This window comes from Thalassospira sp. ER-Se-21-Dark (assembly GCF_017922435.1).
Taxonomy (GTDB): Bacteria; Pseudomonadota; Alphaproteobacteria; order Rhodospirillales; family Thalassospiraceae; genus Thalassospira.
Map to the genome: position 1 here is coordinate 1,040,961 of NZ_VDEZ01000001.1, position 16,460 is coordinate 1,057,420.

Annotated in this window: 13 protein-coding genes; 4 read left to right on the plus strand and 9 right to left on the minus strand. The window is 56.1% G+C overall.

Annotation, left to right across the window (positions count from 1 at the left end):
- The first annotated feature begins 210 nt into the window (after positions 1 to 210).
- On the plus strand, positions 211 to 1,896 hold the full coding sequence (locus tag FHI25_RS04735; protein WP_210515534.1) for a cache domain-containing protein: 1,686 nt from the start codon (positions 211 to 213) through the stop codon (positions 1,894 to 1,896).
- Between the two features lie 90 nt (positions 1,897 to 1,986).
- Here FHI25_RS04735 and trxA read toward each other — a convergent pair whose 3' ends face one another.
- From trxA to tsaE, 6 genes are all read right to left on the minus strand, one after another.
- Positions 1,987 to 2,307 carry a thioredoxin TrxA gene (gene trxA / locus FHI25_RS04740; RefSeq protein WP_008888557.1) on the minus strand — a complete coding sequence of 107 codons (321 nt, stop codon included), beginning with the start codon at positions 2,305 to 2,307 and terminating at the stop codon, positions 1,987 to 1,989.
- A gap of 162 nt (positions 2,308 to 2,469) precedes the next feature.
- Positions 2,470 to 5,934, minus strand: coding sequence for a double-strand break repair helicase AddA (gene addA, locus FHI25_RS04745; protein WP_210515536.1), 3,465 nt, complete (start codon positions 5,932 to 5,934; stop codon positions 2,470 to 2,472).
- The gene (addB, locus tag FHI25_RS04750) at positions 5,931 to 9,083 is read right to left on the minus strand and encodes a double-strand break repair protein AddB (protein WP_210515538.1); all 3,153 of its coding nucleotides are present in this window, start codon (positions 9,081 to 9,083) and stop codon (positions 5,931 to 5,933) included. The genes addA and addB overlap by 4 nt, the downstream gene beginning before the upstream one ends.
- Positions 9,083 to 9,844: a nucleotidyltransferase family protein gene (locus tag FHI25_RS04755; RefSeq protein ID WP_210515540.1), complete on the minus strand. Its 762-nt coding sequence runs from the start codon at positions 9,842 to 9,844 to the stop codon at positions 9,083 to 9,085. Before FHI25_RS04755 ends, addB begins: the two co-directional genes overlap by 1 nt.
- Positions 9,841 to 10,965, minus strand: coding sequence for a phosphotransferase (locus FHI25_RS04760; RefSeq protein ID WP_210515542.1), 1,125 nt, complete (start codon positions 10,963 to 10,965; stop codon positions 9,841 to 9,843). Before FHI25_RS04760 ends, FHI25_RS04755 begins: the two co-directional genes overlap by 4 nt.
- Positions 10,962 to 11,438, minus strand: coding sequence for a tRNA (adenosine(37)-N6)-threonylcarbamoyltransferase complex ATPase subunit type 1 TsaE (gene tsaE / locus FHI25_RS04765; RefSeq protein ID WP_210515550.1), 477 nt, complete (start codon positions 11,436 to 11,438; stop codon positions 10,962 to 10,964). The genes FHI25_RS04760 and tsaE overlap by 4 nt, the downstream gene beginning before the upstream one ends.
- Before the next feature lie 241 nt (positions 11,439 to 11,679).
- Between tsaE and FHI25_RS04770 the strand changes: the two genes are divergently transcribed.
- The 3 genes from FHI25_RS04770 to FHI25_RS04780 all read left to right on the plus strand — a co-directional run bounded on the left by FHI25_RS04770 (position 11,680) and on the right by FHI25_RS04780 (position 13,582).
- Positions 11,680 to 12,702: an NAD(P)/FAD-dependent oxidoreductase gene (locus tag FHI25_RS04770; protein WP_210515552.1), complete on the plus strand. Its 1,023-nt coding sequence runs from the start codon at positions 11,680 to 11,682 to the stop codon at positions 12,700 to 12,702.
- A gap of 36 nt (positions 12,703 to 12,738) precedes the next feature.
- Positions 12,739 to 13,137: a GFA family protein gene (locus tag FHI25_RS04775; RefSeq protein WP_210515555.1), complete on the plus strand. Its 399-nt coding sequence runs from the start codon at positions 12,739 to 12,741 to the stop codon at positions 13,135 to 13,137.
- 172 nt (positions 13,138 to 13,309) lie between these two features.
- Positions 13,310 to 13,582 (plus strand): hypothetical protein, encoded by a 273-nt coding sequence (locus FHI25_RS04780; RefSeq protein ID WP_210515557.1) that lies wholly within the window; start codon positions 13,310 to 13,312, stop codon positions 13,580 to 13,582.
- A 79-nt stretch (positions 13,583 to 13,661) separates the two neighbouring features.
- On the opposite strand, the gene FHI25_RS04785 is transcribed toward FHI25_RS04780, so the two are convergent.
- The 3 genes from FHI25_RS04785 to FHI25_RS04795 form a co-directional block, all read right to left on the minus strand.
- On the minus strand, positions 13,662 to 14,126 hold the full coding sequence (locus FHI25_RS04785) for a heme-degrading domain-containing protein (protein WP_210515559.1): 465 nt from the start codon (positions 14,124 to 14,126) through the stop codon (positions 13,662 to 13,664).
- Positions 14,127 to 14,257: 131 nt separating this feature from the next.
- Positions 14,258 to 16,063, minus strand: a complete 1,806-nt coding sequence (gene lepA / locus FHI25_RS04790) for a translation elongation factor 4 (RefSeq protein WP_064780089.1) — start codon at positions 16,061 to 16,063, stop codon at positions 14,258 to 14,260.
- Positions 16,060 to 16,275, minus strand: a complete 216-nt coding sequence (locus FHI25_RS04795; protein ID WP_210515561.1) for a hypothetical protein — start codon at positions 16,273 to 16,275, stop codon at positions 16,060 to 16,062. The genes lepA and FHI25_RS04795 overlap by 4 nt, the downstream gene beginning before the upstream one ends.
- Positions 16,276 to 16,460 lie beyond the last annotated feature (185 nt).

Sequence of the window (16,460 nt, forward strand, 5' to 3'; positions counted from 1 at the left end):
CTTCTTTTTTTCATGCAACCTATAGATGTTTTGCATTACCATAATTAAAATTAAATATCTCTATTTTACAATGCACTAAGATGAGAGCCGGACTGCCGATTGGCATAAATCAACGACTACCTGCGCGGGAAACGCGATTTACGCACCTAGTTACCGCTCGCCCCAATTCACGTCGACGGAACGACAGAACAAGTAACAAGCAGGTGCGTCATGAAACTTTCGGACTACTCTTTAGCGTGGAAACTGCGCGGCGTTATGTTTCTGGTCGCTTTGGCACTCGCCGCAGTGTCGATCATCGACCTTTATTCCCTGTACACGACCATGATCAAGGACCGTCAGGAAACGCTGCGGTATGTTGTCGATCAATCAGCGTCGATCATTGATAATTTTGCCAACCGGGCAAAACAAGGCGAGTTTTCAGAAGAAGAAGCCAAAAAACTTGCCCTGGAAACGGTCAAGGCCCAGCGCTTTGACGGTGAAAACTATGTTTTCGTCGCGAGCCTCGATGGCACAATGGTCATGCATCCGATCAATGCGTCGCTGAATGGAAAGCCGGTCTCGGCGGTCAAGGACCCGACCGGAGCGACACCTGTTGCAGCGTTGGTTGAAGCTGCCCGTGCTCCTGAAGGCGGGTATGTCGATTATGTCTGGCCCCATCCCGAAAGCAAAGAAGTCACACCGAAACTCGGATACGCCAGAACAGCAAGCGACTGGGGCTTGGTTGTTTCTGCAGGCGTCTATATGGACGATGTCATGGCTGCATTCTGGCAGAGCACGACCATCGGCATTATCGTTTTTGTCGGCGTCCTTGTGATCATCTGCGGTCTTGGCTTTGCAGTCGAGAAAAGCACCACCGTCCCAATGCGCAAAATCACCGAAGCCCTTTCGCGGGTTGCAAATGGTGATACGTCTGTTCGGGCTGAAGGACAGGATCGCAAGGACGAGATTGGTAACCTTGCCCGTGCACTTGAGGTATTCCTTGAAAACCGCAAGAAGGCTGATCGCCTTCAGCAGGAACAAGAAGCCGCCAATCAGGCACAGATCGAACGTGCGAAACGTATCGATGCACGCATCAAGGCGTTCGAGAACGATGTCGAAAGCAACCTGACTGTCGTCAACGCCGCCCTGTCGCAACTGCGCAGCACAGCATCCGAAATGGCCGGTCAGTCTGATCTGACCACCAGCAAGGCGGCCAATGTTGCAGCTGCCACCGAACAGGCTGCAACCAACGTCGATACCGTTGCCGCTGCTGCGGAGCAACTGGCCGCAGCAATTGATGAAATCACATCTCAGGTCGCGCGCAGTTCGGAGATTGCGCAATCCGGCGCAGATGAGGCCGATGATGCCAGTGCAATCTTTGCTGAACTTGCCAACGCATCGGACAAAATCGGTGAAGTCGTCGAACTGATCCAGTCGATTGCAGAACAGACAAACCTGCTTGCGCTCAATGCGACCATTGAGGCTGCCCGCGCCGGTGAAGCCGGCAAAGGCTTTGCCGTGGTCGCAGCCGAGGTCAAAAACCTTGCCAACCAGACCACCCGTGCGACCGAAGATATTGCCGGACACATCACAGGCATTCAGGAAAGCACCCAAGGTGCGCTTGGTGCGATTGAGCATCTTTCAGGACGCATGAAGGAACTTAATGAAGTGGCTGGTGGCATTGCAGCTGCGGTCAGCGAACAGGATGCGGCAACCGGTGAAATTGCGCGCAACGTCGCCGAAGCTGCGTCGGGCACAAAAGAAGTCGCCCACAACGTTGTCGGACTTCGCGAGTCTGCCGAAGAAGAACGTCAGGCATCTAACGAAGTCCTGCGCGCATCTGACAGCATGACCGACAAGTCGCAGGTTCTGCTGAGCCAAATTCAGGAATTCCTCAAGGATATCCGTGCTGCGTAACCTGCCCATTGCGGCAAAAAGACACCAAATGAAAAGAGGCAGGCTGTTTTGCAGCCTGCCTCTTTTTCGTATTCTGTGATGCGATGAAGATCAGATCGACTGGTTGATCCAGTCGACAAGAGCGCTTTTCGGAAGTGCGCCGACTTTCATCGCAGCGACTTCACCACCCTTGAAGATCATCAGGGTCGGGATGCCACGAACACCGTATTTCGCCGGGGTGTTCGGGTTTTCATCGATATTCACCTTGGCGATCTTGAGCTTGCCGCCCAGTTCACCAGCGATTTCATCGAGATATGGGGCAATCTGTTTGCACGGACCGCACCACTCAGCCCAGAAATCGACCAAAACCGGGTCGTTGGAACCCAGAACGTCGGTATCGAACGAACCGTCGGAAACTTTAATCGTGGTCATACTTTCAGATCCTAGTTGTTACGAGGCAAGGCGGGCGAACCCGCAAACCTCGATCCGCTTTATGAGGCCAAGGTAGGCAGCACTGACGCAAACGTCAAGCGCATTGGGCGATCCGCGCGAAAGCGATCTTCGTCAAAGCAGGCGTTCTGCAGAGTCGGTTCCCTAACCAAAAGTCAGAATATGATCAGGCAACTCTACCATCCACGGCCCATTGGTCCAGAGAATGAAACACCTGACCTTTTTGCCCGGATACATTTGCGCCAAGGCCGCGCGATAGATCGACATCTGGCGACGATAGGCGCGTGGCGTGTCTTCGACATCGCGGGGCGGCGGACGATTGGTTTTGTAATCGACAATCATCACTTCATCGCCGCGCACGACAAGCCGGTCAATCTGGGCCGAAACCACATCCCCGCCGACAATACCAACCAACGGCACCTCGGCCCGTGATCCCGGCGCAAAGACCGGGGCAAAGGCCGGATTATCGAAAATACCCAGAGTTTCATTGGCGATTTCGACCTGCAGATCGGGATCAAGTGCATGAACCGGTTGGGCAAGGAAGCGTTCCGCAGCCTTCCGGCGGGCCTGCTCCGGCAGGTCTGGCAGAAGTTCCAAAAGTTTATGGATCAGAAGACCGCGCTTGAAGCTTTGCCCTTGATCGCCACCCAGCGGCGATTGAACAGCCGGTTCGTCTTCGATCGGCCGACTGGGCGCCAGTGGCTTTGGCGGGAAGGATTCTTCTGGCGCAACTGCCCGAATTAATTGGCGTTTTACAGATTGTTTTGAATCCGAAATATCATCAGAACGGTCCGGTTTGGGCGCTTGACTTTGATCGGTTTCCCAGACCCAGCCTTCGCCTTCCCATCCCGATCCGGAATAGGCCGAAAGATCAATCTGGGCCGGTTTGGCGTACCCTTCCATCGCTTGGCTACACAGATTGTACCAGCAATGCTCAGGCGCCTTGCGCCGCCCCTGCCAACCACAGATGTAAAGCCGGTCTTCCGCGCGTGTCAGGGCGACATACAGCAGGCGGTTATATTCCTGATCGCGTTTAAGCGCGATATCATCGCGCAGGCGTGCAACAAGATCGGTTTCAAGCGCCACACGCGGCAACCAGAACATCAGGTTGCGGTCTTCCTGCCAGAACAGGTTGGGGGCCTGTGTCGGCACCTGCATGGTATCGGGCAGGAACACAATGGGAGCCTGAAGCCCCTTGGCACCATGCACGGTCATGATGCGGACTTCATCGCGCCCGCTTTGTTCAAGGTCACGCTTGATCTCGGCGTCGCCCGCCATCAGCCAATGCAGGAAGCCCTGAAGCGTCGGTGCATGGTCCGCCTCATAACCCATGGCGAGGTTGAGGAATTCGTCAATCGGGTCGTTCGCCTCGATCCCCAGACGACCAACCAGACGGGCACGGACACCACGTGCTTCCTCGCCGCGACCGCCAAGCAATTCGGCATAAAGTTCAAACGGGCGTTCGTAATCAACCCGGCCCAGCCACTTGAACAAAAAGGCATAGGCGCGCGCAAACGGCGATCCGTCTTCGACCACAGCCGCCTTTTCACGCAGCGCATGCCAAAGGGTTCTCGGCCGGTTATGGGCAATTTCAAACAGCTGATCATCATCAAGCCCGATCAGTGGGCTTTTAAGCACCTCGGCCAGTGTCAGGTCATCTTCGGGCATTAACAGGAACCGCCCGAATGCCACCAGATCCATCACCGCAAGCTGATCGGTGATTTGCATGCGGTCAACACCGGCAACGGGAACATTGCGTTCCTTAAGCGCCTTGACGACCTCATCGACAAAGGCGGTACGACGGCGCACAAGGATCATGAAGTCACCTGCGCGCACCGGACGGCCACGCGACGTCAGGATTTCCTTTTCATCAATTGCATGGCGAATACGCCCGGCAATGACGCGGGCAAGGCGAATTTCCGGATCTTCAAGGCGGACAATGCGGGTTGGCGGTGTCCACGGGTCTTCGGGTGCGCGTTCTTCGGGCTCAACCGCTGGCCACAGCTCAATCCGCCCGGCCTGTCCGACACGAAACGGGCTGTGCTGCACGTCTGCCCCGTCATCGCCCACCCCTTGCCGTGCCACCGGACCGGCAAAGACACGATCCACCGTGCCCAGCACAGCATCGGTGGACCGGAACGAGATGTTCATCGGTACTTCGCGCCAAAGGGCTTCGATTTCACGCGCCCTTTCGCGGAAATAACGGCGCATTTCGGCGAACTTTTCCGGATCAGCGCGCTGGAAGCTATAGATCGATTGTTTGGCATCGCCGACGGCAAAGATGGTGCGGGGCTTATCGGCATAGCGCCCGGCGTCGATAAAGAACTCCTCGGCCAGAATACGCACAACTTCCCACTGTTCGGGGTTGGTATCCTGCGCCTCGTCAATCAGAACGTGATCAAGACCTTCATCAAGCTTGAACAACACCCAGCCCGCAATCCCGGCCTGACGTTGCAAAAGCTGCAAGCTGGTCAGGATCAAGTCATCGTAATCAAGACGGGCATGCAGGGCCTTTTTGGTGGCGTAGCGATCAAGCATCGCATTGCCGATGGTAATCAGGGCTGATGTCGCCCCGGCCATGGCGGCGGCCTTGCGTTGGCGATCGACCTCAACCAGACGCGCACATTCCTGTTCAAGCGCATCGGCCCCCATCGGGTGATTTTCGCCTGCTGCCTTGGTGATCAGCTTGGCACGCGGTTCGCCTGCCGTGGTGAAAAAGACGCTGCGATAGTCGTTAAATACTGCCAGGCGGTCTTCGACCGTTGTCTTTTCAAGGAATTGCGCCAATGCGGGGACGCGTGCCTTATCGGTTTTGGTTCCAGCCTCAAGCGCTGCCAGCCCGCGCAGCAACCCATCGCGGTCAAAGGCATCATCGGAAAGGGCCTTGGTCAGGATGGTTTCATCATCAAGCCCTACGGGCACGCCAAGCGCCTTATAAACCGCATCGCGCATGCGATTGGCCCCGCCAAGATTGGCCAGCATGCGTTTAAGGCGACCACGTTCGCGGGCAAGCTCGCTCATGACTTCCCCAAACGCACCTTCGCGGACCTGTCCAGTGACGACAGACAGGGCATGGGCCAGATCATCATCGCGACCGGTGCGGGCGAATGCCAGAACCTCTTCCTGCACATCGGCCATGGTTTCAGCCGCTGTGCGGTCATCCATGATTTCAAAATGCGGCGCCAAACCGGCTTCGAGCGGGAAGCGGCGCAACAGCGACTGGCAGAAGGCATGAATGGTCTGGATTTTCATTCCGCCCGGTGCATCCAGCACACGGGCAAAAAGCTGCCTTGCGCGGATGGTTTCATCGGCACTGGGTGCTGCACCGGCAAGGTTGGCGAGATCGGCCTGAAGGTCGCGATCCTCCATGGTGGCCCACAGACCCAATCGTTCATTCACACGGTTGGCCATCTCGGCCGCCGCGGCCTTGGTGAAGGTCAGACACAGAATACGATGTGGCTCGGTGCCCGAAAGCATCAGGCGCAAGACGCGATCAGACAGCACCTTGGTCTTCCCGGCACCTGCCGAGGCCGACACCCAGACAGATGCCGTCGGGTCAGATGCATTGCGCTGCAGGACATTGGGATCGGTTCCGCGCATTTCGGTCATGACACATCGCCCTCCGCACCATCATCAGCATCATCAAGCTCTTCGATATCCTCGCTGCCCATCCATTCACGCAGGCGGGCAAGATGGACATAGTCGGAATATTTCGGCGCATGATCGGGATGCGGAACACTGAGATAGGGCGTATCGGGATCGGCAAAGGCCGCCGCCAGCCCATTCACACCATCCACGGCCGCGTGGGCAAGCTCTGCTGGCGTGGTTTTCATGCGGCCTGTATTGATTTCAACGATCTCACCTGCCGGATCCCCGCCCGAGAGTTTCCAGAACGCCATGCTGGCCGGGGGACCGGCGGGCACATCGCCAAAACCGCCCTTTTCGGCGATGGCGGCTTCAAGGGGTAATTGCGGCGCAAACCCGTTGGCAACGTCGCCCTGACTGGGTGGTGCGCCGGTTTTATAATCAATGATCGCAATCCCGCCATCGCGCAGCTGATCAATGCGGTCAGCACGGGCATAGACCTGAAAACCGCTGCTGGTATCAAGGGTTCCGGATTGTTCGGTATAGGATTTACGCACGGCATCGCGGCGCGCTGCTTCGGTCTGGATGAACCATTTGGCGATGCGCTCGAACCGTGGCCACCAGAAGGCCCAAAGACCGGGGCGCGCGGCAAGCGGTTTGAACACTTCGCGACCAATGATCAGCAATTCATGTTCGCCATCCGGTGGCAAATGTTCGGGATGGCGGGCGATGAACTGATCAAGGGCGTCGTGAATCAGGTTGCCGTAATCGGCTGCACCGGGATCTTCGTCGATACCATCGAGCTTGCGCAGGCCAAGGATATGACGGGCATAGATAGCGTAAGGATCACGCATCCACGTTTCGATCTGGGTGACCGACAATCGATCCGGCCTCGCCGATACAGGCGGTTTGGGGGCCGGGCGTCCGATCTTGATCCGCATGCTTGAGGCCGGTTCATCAATAAGATCAGCCAGTGCACGCCACTCGGTGGCGTCGGGTTTTTCCATCAAAACGCGCGATTTGCGCAGAATGTTTTCAATCCGTAACAACCAGCGTGACGGCACAGTCGGCGTGCCCTCGATACGCAATGCACGGGTCATCACCACATCAGGCGAACAAAACAGTTGCTGAAAATCATGTGCTGATTGCCCGACCCGGTGTTCAGGCGCTGGCAGACCGAAATTGCGCCGCATCGGGCGGCTCATCCACGGATCGGCCCCGGCTTCGGGTGGCCAGACACCTTCATTAAGGCCCCCCAGAATGGTCAGGTCGGCCTGCTGCATCTGGGCTTCAACCGTGCCCCAGATAAAGAGGCGCGGATGTTTGCCGTAACGCGGACGCACGGCGCGATCCGCCATCAGGGCATCGAGAAACGCGCTATACCGATTACCCGGCATCGGCGCAAAATCCGTCAGCGCATTAAGCAATTCATGGACGAAATCCGCCAATGCCTCGCCTGCTTCGCCGCGCCACAGGCGATCAGCGCCGGTTTGGGTGTCGCTGGCTGCCAGTGCCTCGGCCGCCGCAACATGACTGCGCAGCAGATGAACTGGCGCATGAGCGTTATCGCCGTTCAGATCATCAATCGGATCAAGGCAGGTTTTGATGCGGGTGACCAGATCACTAAGGCGCGCATGATCATCACGGATGCGCTCAATCCGGCCCGTCACGCTATCTGATCCGGACGTGCTAATGCGGGTGACTGTATCTTCGCACCAGCCATCAAGTGCGATTTGCAAACCATCCAGCCCCGGACCCGGTCGGGCACCGCGCAGGACTTCCTTTTCAAGCAATCGGGTCAGAACCCGGAAGTTTTCGGGTGAAAGTCCCGCCGCCGACAATGGATGTTTAAGCAGTTCCAGCAACGGAACGGGCGCGAATTCTTCCTGCACCGCCCGCACGACAAGGCGCAGATAAATCGCCGGTGCCGTGTCATGCAGCGGGATACCGGCCGAGTCATCAATTTCGACCTCCCACCGGCGGAGTTCCGTCGCCACGCGACGGGCAAGGCCACGATCTGGTGTTACCAGCGCGCAGGTCTTTTCGGGATGCTCCAAAGCCTCGCGCATCATAAGGGCAATGGTGGTTGCCTCTTCACGCGCACCCGAACAATCCACACGCAAAACGCCATCCATCACATCCGGGGTAAATCCGGTGATGTGACGCCAGTGATGGGTGGTCTTGGCCGGTCGCAACGCCTCGCGGGCCAGACGGCGGCGTTCAATCGTGGCATCAATTTCCGCGTCAAGGGCCGGCCAAGGCAGCACACTGTCAGCATGGCGACCAATATGGCCCAATGTCTTGCCCAGAAGATGTTGCGGATGGGCCGCATCATCGGCAATCGCCGCCCAGTCTTCGTGGCTAAGCCCTGTCATAAGGCCGGGCAAAACTACCCGGCCCTGCGGCATTCTAAGCACCGCCGCCATCAAGTCGCGCAAGGCGGGGAACGGGCCGGTTGAGCCGACAATCAGCACCGGCGTTTCTGGCGGGTTTTCTTCCCAGAGATCAATCTGTGCCGCAATCAAGGCATTGCGCCGCATAGCCCGGTCACTGACATCCTGAGAAGCCAGAATACCCGGCCAGTGAATGGTCAGGATTTGCAGGAATTCAAGGGTGAGCTGCCAGTGTTCGGCAAATTCTTCGGGGACCAGGCCCTTAAGATCGTCAAAGGCGCAGTTTTCGGTTTGCACCTGATCCAGAAAGCGTGCGAGTTCGCCGGCAAGGCGGGCGGCCTGATCGGCAGTTGGTTTTTCACCGCGATGATCGGGGCGGCCCATGATCAGCTGGGTGAGCAGCAATTTGCGCTGCAGATCGGGGATGGCGGGCGGCAGATCAAGGGCCGCCTGTTCACCACCCGCACCATAAATCGCCAATTCATCCTCATCCGCCTCGCCCAGCGGACGAATGGTCGGAAGCAGGGTAACCGCGCCTTGGGACTGCCGTAAAAAGGCATCGCGCATCACCTTGGCGGATCGGCGGTTGGGCACCATCAGAACATAGTCGGGCAAGGTATCTGGCTGATCGGCGGTTTCCGCCATAAGTTGTTTGGCGATCAGATCGGCAAAGGCAACGCCGGGCGGAATGAAAAACAGGTTTGAGGGCGGCGTAACCTCGCCGGCGAAGGAGGCTTCGTCATATTCGGGCGCGTCCATGTAATCAAACAGGTCGGCCATCAAACTCCCCCGGATGCGGCTTTCTTGGCGCGCTCAGTTTCAAGCGCCTTTACGATGACAGGTTCGGACTCCTTGAGCGCCTCTGGCGTGCCGATATGAAAATATCCGCCATCATGTACCAGACCATAACACCGACCAGCGGCAAGCGCCTTGTCATAAACGACATTCAGTGACCAGGCGCCATCGGGCGTGTCTTCAAACAGATGCGGTGCCAATATTTGCACCCCGGTAAAGAAGTACGGGGCCTCGGGCGCATCACCGCGCCGTTTCAAGCGCCCGTCCACTTGCCAGAAGAAATCCCCTGCCCCGTCATAGCCATAGCCGTCCGAAACCGGATAAAGGGCCAGAAGTGCATCCATGTGATCGGGGTCAAAGGCATTAATCAGGCGATCAAACAGCGGCTCAGCGCCCTCGGTCCAAAAAACATCGGCATTGGCAATCAGGATTGCGTCTTCGTCGAGTTTCGAGAGCGCATTTTTCACCCCGCCGCCGGTTTCAAGCAGGTCTTCCTCGGGCGAGGTGATGATGATGGGGGCAGTTCTGTTGGCGACATGATCAATGATCTGTTGCCCAAGATAATGGGAATTGACCACCGCCTGCGTGACACCGGCGTTTGCGAGTTTATCAAGCACATGATCAAGCATCGGTTTGCCCGCGACCGATATCAACGGCTTTGGGATGGTATCGGTGATCGGGCGCATGCGTTTGCCAAGACCAGCCGCCAGAACCATGGCCTGTGCCTTTGTTTCCGGTGCGGTCATAATTGTGCCTCTTTGCTTGACAGGTTCTGGGTTTTGACGATTGCCGGGGCGGTGCGGGCATCGGCCGGGATATGGGCATCTACCCATTCCTGAAGGGCAGGGAGGTTATCAGTCGCCCCGCGCAGGATCATGTCCCAGCAGCATGGGATGTAGTCGAAATAGCGCGTCTTTCCGGCCTTGATCGCAAGCCAGCCAAACCGGCCAAGGATGCGGAAATTGCGCACCATCGAGCTTGCAATATAGGCCGTTTCGAAATCAGAACGATCAACATCAGGGAACGCGGTGAGATAGAATTCCTTCATCCGCGCCTCAAGGTCCGGTCCGATATCATGGCGCACATCGCGCAGAAGCGACGCCAGATCATAGGGCCTTGGTGCAATGGCCGCGTCCTGAAAATCTATGATGCCACAATCATCACCGCCATCACCATTTTCAACCAGCATCAGGTTACCAACATGATAATCACGGTGAATGATCACCTCGCCCACCTGCCAGCAAAGTGGCAACACGGTTTCAAGAAGCTGATCAAAGGCCGTGCTTGCCGCTTCACGCTTGGCGGCATCCGGGATGATGAGTGGCAGATAATCGTCCTTGAAGCTGGCAAGCATCCGGCGCAGGTTTTCCGGGTCATAGCGCACCAGACCGCAATCATTCATCCCGCCCCCGTCGCAGAAGCGATGCAGGGTGATCAGCTGTTCAATGGCACGCAGGTAAAGCGCATCCTGCGTCATGCCATCAAGCATCGCACTGCCGGTGAGCGCCGCGGTGAAGGTGATATCGCCAAAATCCTCGATCAGGACCAAGCCGCGCTTTTCATCCGCCTGATAGATTTCCGGCACCCGCCAACCGGCCTGTTGGAACAGGTTTGTGGTTTGCAATACCGGCGAGACAGAGGCTGCGCGTTCTGGGTTGTCATGGATACCGTGCGGATCGACATGAATTGCCGTCGGCGGAAAATCCATTAACAGGGCGGTGTCATGGCGCCGTTCGAGGCGGAAATATTTCCGCGCCGAGGCATCATCAACCAACGGCATGACCTGCGCGGTCTGCCAGCCACAGGTAACCAGAAAATCCTGGCGTTCGGCATTACGTCGTTCCTGATCGGGGCTTGCGCGGTTCATGACGGATCCACCTCCAGATCATTGATGCGCGTCACCCATTCTTCGCCATGCGGCTCAAGCTTGAACACGCGGCCATCAGGGGTCGATCCGGGGTCGATATGAATATCAAGACGGTTTTCCGGGGTCAGGTATTCCAACCGATCCGGCCATTCGATCAGGCTGACCGCATCGGAAAAGGCATCCTCGATATCAAGTTCGTGGACTTCTTCGGGATCAGACAAGCGATACAGGTCAAAATGCCAGACTGGCACGCGATCAAGTTCATAGATCTGAACCAGCGTGAAAGTCGGACTGGGAACTTCTTCATGCGGGTTATCGGCCACAGCCCGAATGAAGGCACGGCAAAAGGCACTTTTGCCCATGCCGAGTGTCCCATGCATCAAAATCACGTCCCCTGCCCTGGCTACAGCGGCAAGTTTGGCGGCGAGGGCTTCGGTCCCGTTCTGATCGCTGACAGTGACTGTCTTGGTCATAATGTCCGTCTTTTGAATGGCTCTTGCCTTCCGTTTTAGGGGGTTGATGTGGCACTTCGCAATGATTTTGCGAAGCCGATCGAGGCCTGTGGTTCAAATCACGGTGCAAACCCGGAAAAAGGCCGGTTTACATTGCGATATCGTGTTCCAGATGCTATCTCGCTGCATAAGAAATCCCGCACACCGCCGGGCTTGGGGGCAGCCCCCTACCCAAATTTGATTTTATTTGGATGGAATAAGTATGTCAGACGCATCGCATAGCACAGATATTGCCATTATTGGCGCAGGCCCGGTCGGGCTTTTTGCGGTTTTCGAAGCCGGTATGCTGGGGCTTAAATCCCATGTGATTGACGCGCTTGATATGGTCGGCGGCCAGTGCAGCGCGCTTTATCCGGAAAAGCCGATTTTCGACATTCCGGCCCATCCGCAGATCGCCGGTCAGGACCTTATTCACGAACTTGCCAAACAGGCTGACCCGTTCGAGCCGACCTATCATCTGGGTCAGCAGGTCACCAAGCTTGAAAAACGCGATGATGGCCGTTTCACGCTGGTCACCACGAAGGGCACTGTGATTGATGCCGGTGCGGTTGTGATTGCGGCGGGTTGCGGTGCCTTTGGCCCGAACAAACCGCCGATGGATGGTCTTGAAGAGTATGAAGGATCGGGTGGCGTTCAGTATTACGTAAAACGTCGTGCCGACTTTGCTGGCAAGAACGTCGTGATTGCCGGTGGCGGTGACTCGGCTGTGGACTGGGCATTGTCCCTGCATGATATCGCCGCCAAGGTGATGGTGGTTCATCGTCGCCCGAAATTCCGTGCCGCCCCGGACAGCAGTGCAAAACTGCAGGCGCTGGCCGAGGCGGGCAAGATCGAGTTGGTCATCCCCTATCAGCTTAAAGGTCTTAAGGGTGAAAATGGCATTCTGTCGCACGTGGTTGTAGCGACGCTCAAGGGCGAAGAGCGGGAACTTGAAGCCGATCACCTTCTGCCGTTCTTTGGCCTTGCCATGGAACTCGGTCCAATTGCCGATTGGGGCCTTAATCTTGAGAAGAACCATATCGGCGTGAAACAGGCGACGATGGAAACATCCGTCCCGGGCATCTTTGCCATTGGCGATATCGCGACCTATGAGCACAAGCTTAAACTGATCCTGTCGGGCTTTGCCGAGGGTGCGAGTGCGATCCACGCCGCACGCGCCTATATGTTCCCGGACAAGGAATTCCACTTCGAATATTCGACCACGACGGGTGTTCCGAACGAATAACCTGACATTTGGTCAAAGTTTTCAAGGAAGCGCACCATGACCACAAAACATCCCGAACATCGTGGAGGTTGTCTTTGTGGCGCGGTGCGCTTTGTTGCATCCGGGGAACCGATTGGCGGCAATCACTGCCATTGCGGCATGTGTCGTAAGGATAGCGGTTCGGGTGTTTCGACCTTTGTCGCGTTCCCGACCAACGCCGTCATATGGGATGGCAAGCCGCGCGAATATGAAAGTTCGCCTGGCAAGTATCGCGGATTTTGCCCGACATGCGGATCAAGCGTTACCTGGCGCAAGGGCGATGACGACAGCTTCATCGATTTCCGATTGGGCACCTTTGATGACCCAAGCCGGTTCAAGGCCAAAAAGCATCTTTGGATGCGCACAGCACTGCCGAGCTTTGCCGGAATTGATCCGGAGATCGAGCATTTTGATTAAGCGCGACGATCCCTGACCCTTTTAAAGTACTAAAGCTTGTTCCTGCCAAACTGGTGACATCACAGGTACCGGACAAAAGAAACTTTGTCTCTGGCCCTCGGGGCTCAATCATGACAGGCTGCAAAATTCTACCAAGAGTAGAATTCGCACATATCACCATCAGGGGAACGAAATGAGCGATCAGAATCCGGACGACCAACCGAACAGCCGCCGAAAAATGAATATGCGCAAACTGATGCTGTTTGGTTCAGGTACGCTTCTGCTTGGCACCTTACTGATGATGGTGACATTCCAAACCACCTTTCAGATGATGATGCATGGACGTTCTGCAGGCAGCTTCATCATTGTCATTGGTACAGCCGTTGCGATCGGCCTTTTGGTCGCCGGTTCGACCATCATATCAAAATGGGTGTCCCGCAAGGTTGAGGCTATTCTGGAAGAGTAAGCTTGGCCTCTTGCGCGGCTTCGCCGTTCGACGTCAAGTAGTATCTCGCACATATAGCGTCCAGAGGTTCGGCTGTGTCTTAGAGCTTAACCGAAACGCCAAGGTGCTCGGCCAAAACGCTCACGATCATGCCGTGATCTTCGTGCGATGCGAGGCCGGATACTGTAATCGCGCCAATCACGCCGACACCGGCAACACGGACCGGGAAGCTGCCGCCGTGATCGGCATAGTCGGCAAAATCGATCCCGTGATCAGCAAGGGATTTGCCCTTGGCCTTAAGCTCCGCCCCAAAGCGCATCGAGCTTTGATGTTCACGTAGCACCAGATTGCTTTTACGACGTGCCCACGCATCGTTGGCCGGTTTGGCACCGGCAAGGGATGCGTGAAACAGGGTGCGGTCCGGGGTGCGGATATTGATGGCAACCGGGGCGTTTTTGGCCTGTGCGACGCCGACCAGTTTGGAGCCGATTGACCAGGCGGTGTCTTCATCAAAGCGGTCAAACACCAGAATTTCTTCCTGTTTGGCGAGCAATTCCAGATCCATCGGGAGACTCCTTGGGCAATTGGTTGGGCTGCGTCCATCCATAGCGCAGCACGTTAGCCTCTGAAAACAGCAAAGAAAAAGGCTACATCAACAATGTGATACAGCCTTTGTTTCGAAATCGTAATTTCGGCTTACTTGTCGTCGCCCATCTTGAGCGCGTTGATAAAGGCCGATTGCGGAATTTCGACCTTGCCGAACTGACGCATCTTTTTCTTACCGGCCTTCTGTTTTTCAAGCAGCTTGCGTTTACGCGAAACGTCACCACCGTAACATTTTGCCGTAACGTCCTTACGCAGGGCAGAAACGGTCTCACGGGCAATCACCTTGCCGCCGATGGCGGCCTGAATGGCGATGCGGAACATCTGGCGCGGGATCAGGTCCTTAAGACGCTTACAAATCTCACGACCACGGTATTCAGCCGCCGAACGGTGCACCATCAGAGCCAATGCATCAACCGGTTCTTCGTTCACAAGGATGGAAACCTTTACCAGATCGCTTTCATCATAACCGGCAATTTCGTAATCGAAGCTGGCATAGCCGCGAGAAATCGATTTCAGACGGTCATAGAAATCAAACACCACTTCGTTGAGCGGCAGTTTGTAGACCGCCATTGCCCGGTTGCCGACATAGGTCAGATCAAGCTGAACACCACGGCGTTCGGTGCAAAGGGTCAGGATGCCGCCAAGATATTCGTCCGGCACCATGATCGATGCCTTGATCCATGGTTCTTCAATGGCCTTGATCTTGGTAACGTCCGGGAAATCAGCCGGGTTATGCAGCAGGATTTCTTCGCCCTTGCTCAGCGTGATCTTGTAGGACACCGACGGTGCGGTGGTGATCAGATCAAGCTCGAACTCGCGTTCCAGACGTTCCTGAATGATTTCCAGATGCAAAAGACCCAGGAAACCACAACGGAAACCAAGACCAAGTGCGGTCGAGTTTTCCGGCTCGAACTGGAAGGACGCGTCATTGAGATGCAGCTTTTCAAGCGCATCGCGCAGCACTTCATATTCGCTGGTATCCACCGGGAAAATGCCACAAAACACAACCGGGATGGACGGTTTGAAGCCGGCCAACGGCTTGGCGCAGGGACGTTTTTCCTCGGTAATCGTGTCACCGACTTCACATTCCGCCACGGTTTTCATACCGCAGTTGATAAAGCCGATTTCGCCCGGCCCCATTTCATCAATCGCAAGCGGCTTTGGCGTGAACACACCAACGCGTTCGATCTGATGGGTGACCTTGGCGTTCATGAAGCGGACTTTCTGACCCTTTTTCAGGGTGCCTTCCTTCACGCGCACCAGAATCATCACACCGAGATAGGTGTCATACCAGCTATCAACCAGAAGAACTTCAAGCGGTGCGTTCGCATCACCTGTCGGCGCCGGAAGACGATGCACCAGTGCTTCAAGCACGTCAGGCACGCCCAGGCCGGTTTTGGCCGAGATCATCACAGCATCAGACGCATCGATGCCAATCACTTCTTCGATCTGTTCCTTGACCTGATCGGGTTCGGCTGCCGGAAGGTCGACCTTGTTCAAGACCGGGACGATCTCGTGATTGTTTTCAATCGCCTGATAGACGTTGGCAAGCGTCTGGGCTTCAACACCCTGTGCTGCATCAACCACCAGAAGCGATCCTTCGCACGCTGCGAGCGAGCGCGACACTTCATAGGCAAAGTCAACGTGACCCGGCGTGTCCATCAGGTTGAGCGTATATTCCTGCCCATCCTTGGCGGTGTATTTCAGTCGCACGGCCTGGGATTTGATGGTGATGCCACGTTCACGTTCGATATCCATCGAATCGAGAACCTGATCGGCCATTTCACGTTCGGTCAGGCCACCGGTCAACTGGATCAGGCGGTCGGCCAGGGTTGATTTACCGTGGTCGATATGGGCGATGATCGAAAAGTTACGAATGTTCTTAAGGTCAGTCATTTTTGGCTGCTTCTGGCACTAAAATTGGCTGGCATTTCGCCGCGTGGCACATTGTTTCGAAACGGTGTGATCACCAGATACCCGGTTGATACATAACGCGCAAATCGCATTCTTTCCAATATCCCCTGCCCCGTCGGCCAGCCAATTTCGGCAGCGACATCAGGCCTTATCGCATCACGGATGCGAAAGAGCACGATCGGAAAAACCAGCATTGCGTGATCATTGCATCGTTCGGGAAATCGGTTCTGATATATCCCGGATCAATCACCAGCGGGTTTATAGGGGTTTTTGCAAGGAATTAGAAGCGTTGTGTTATGTTCACGGCGTCTGTGAATAACCTGCAGTCTGGCACGGCCATCACTTACCGAAACGTGATCACGTTAAGGGTCCTGGTCAC

Excerpts from the sequence above, each read along its gene's own strand:
- trxA (WP_008888557.1), bottom strand. The coding sequence starts at position 2,307 with ATGACCACGATTAAAGTTTCCGACGGTTCGTTCGATACCGACGTTCTG.
- FHI25_RS04795 (WP_210515561.1), bottom strand. The coding sequence starts at position 16,275 with ATGCTGGTTTTTCCGATCGTGCTCTTTCGCATCCGTGATGCGATAAGG.
- FHI25_RS04755 (WP_210515540.1), bottom strand. The coding sequence starts at position 9,844 with ATGACCGCACCGGAAACAAAGGCACAGGCCATGGTTCTGGCGGCTGGT.
- FHI25_RS04775 (WP_210515555.1), top strand. The coding sequence starts at position 12,739 with ATGACCACAAAACATCCCGAACATCGTGGAGGTTGTCTTTGTGGCGCG.
- FHI25_RS04785 (WP_210515559.1), bottom strand. The coding sequence starts at position 14,126 with ATGGATCTGGAATTGCTCGCCAAACAGGAAGAAATTCTGGTGTTTGAC.
- addA (WP_210515536.1), bottom strand. The coding sequence starts at position 5,934 with ATGACCGAAATGCGCGGAACCGATCCCAATGTCCTGCAGCGCAATGCA.
- lepA (WP_064780089.1), bottom strand. The coding sequence starts at position 16,063 with ATGACTGACCTTAAGAACATTCGTAACTTTTCGATCATCGCCCATATC.
- tsaE (WP_210515550.1), bottom strand. The coding sequence starts at position 11,438 with ATGACCAAGACAGTCACTGTCAGCGATCAGAACGGGACCGAAGCCCTC.
- FHI25_RS04780 (WP_210515557.1), top strand. The coding sequence starts at position 13,310 with ATGAGCGATCAGAATCCGGACGACCAACCGAACAGCCGCCGAAAAATG.
- FHI25_RS04735 (WP_210515534.1), top strand. The coding sequence starts at position 211 with ATGAAACTTTCGGACTACTCTTTAGCGTGGAAACTGCGCGGCGTTATG.
- FHI25_RS04760 (WP_210515542.1), bottom strand. The coding sequence starts at position 10,965 with ATGAACCGCGCAAGCCCCGATCAGGAACGACGTAATGCCGAACGCCAG.
- addB (WP_210515538.1), bottom strand. The coding sequence starts at position 9,083 with ATGGCCGACCTGTTTGATTACATGGACGCGCCCGAATATGACGAAGCC.
- FHI25_RS04770 (WP_210515552.1), top strand. The coding sequence starts at position 11,680 with ATGTCAGACGCATCGCATAGCACAGATATTGCCATTATTGGCGCAGGC.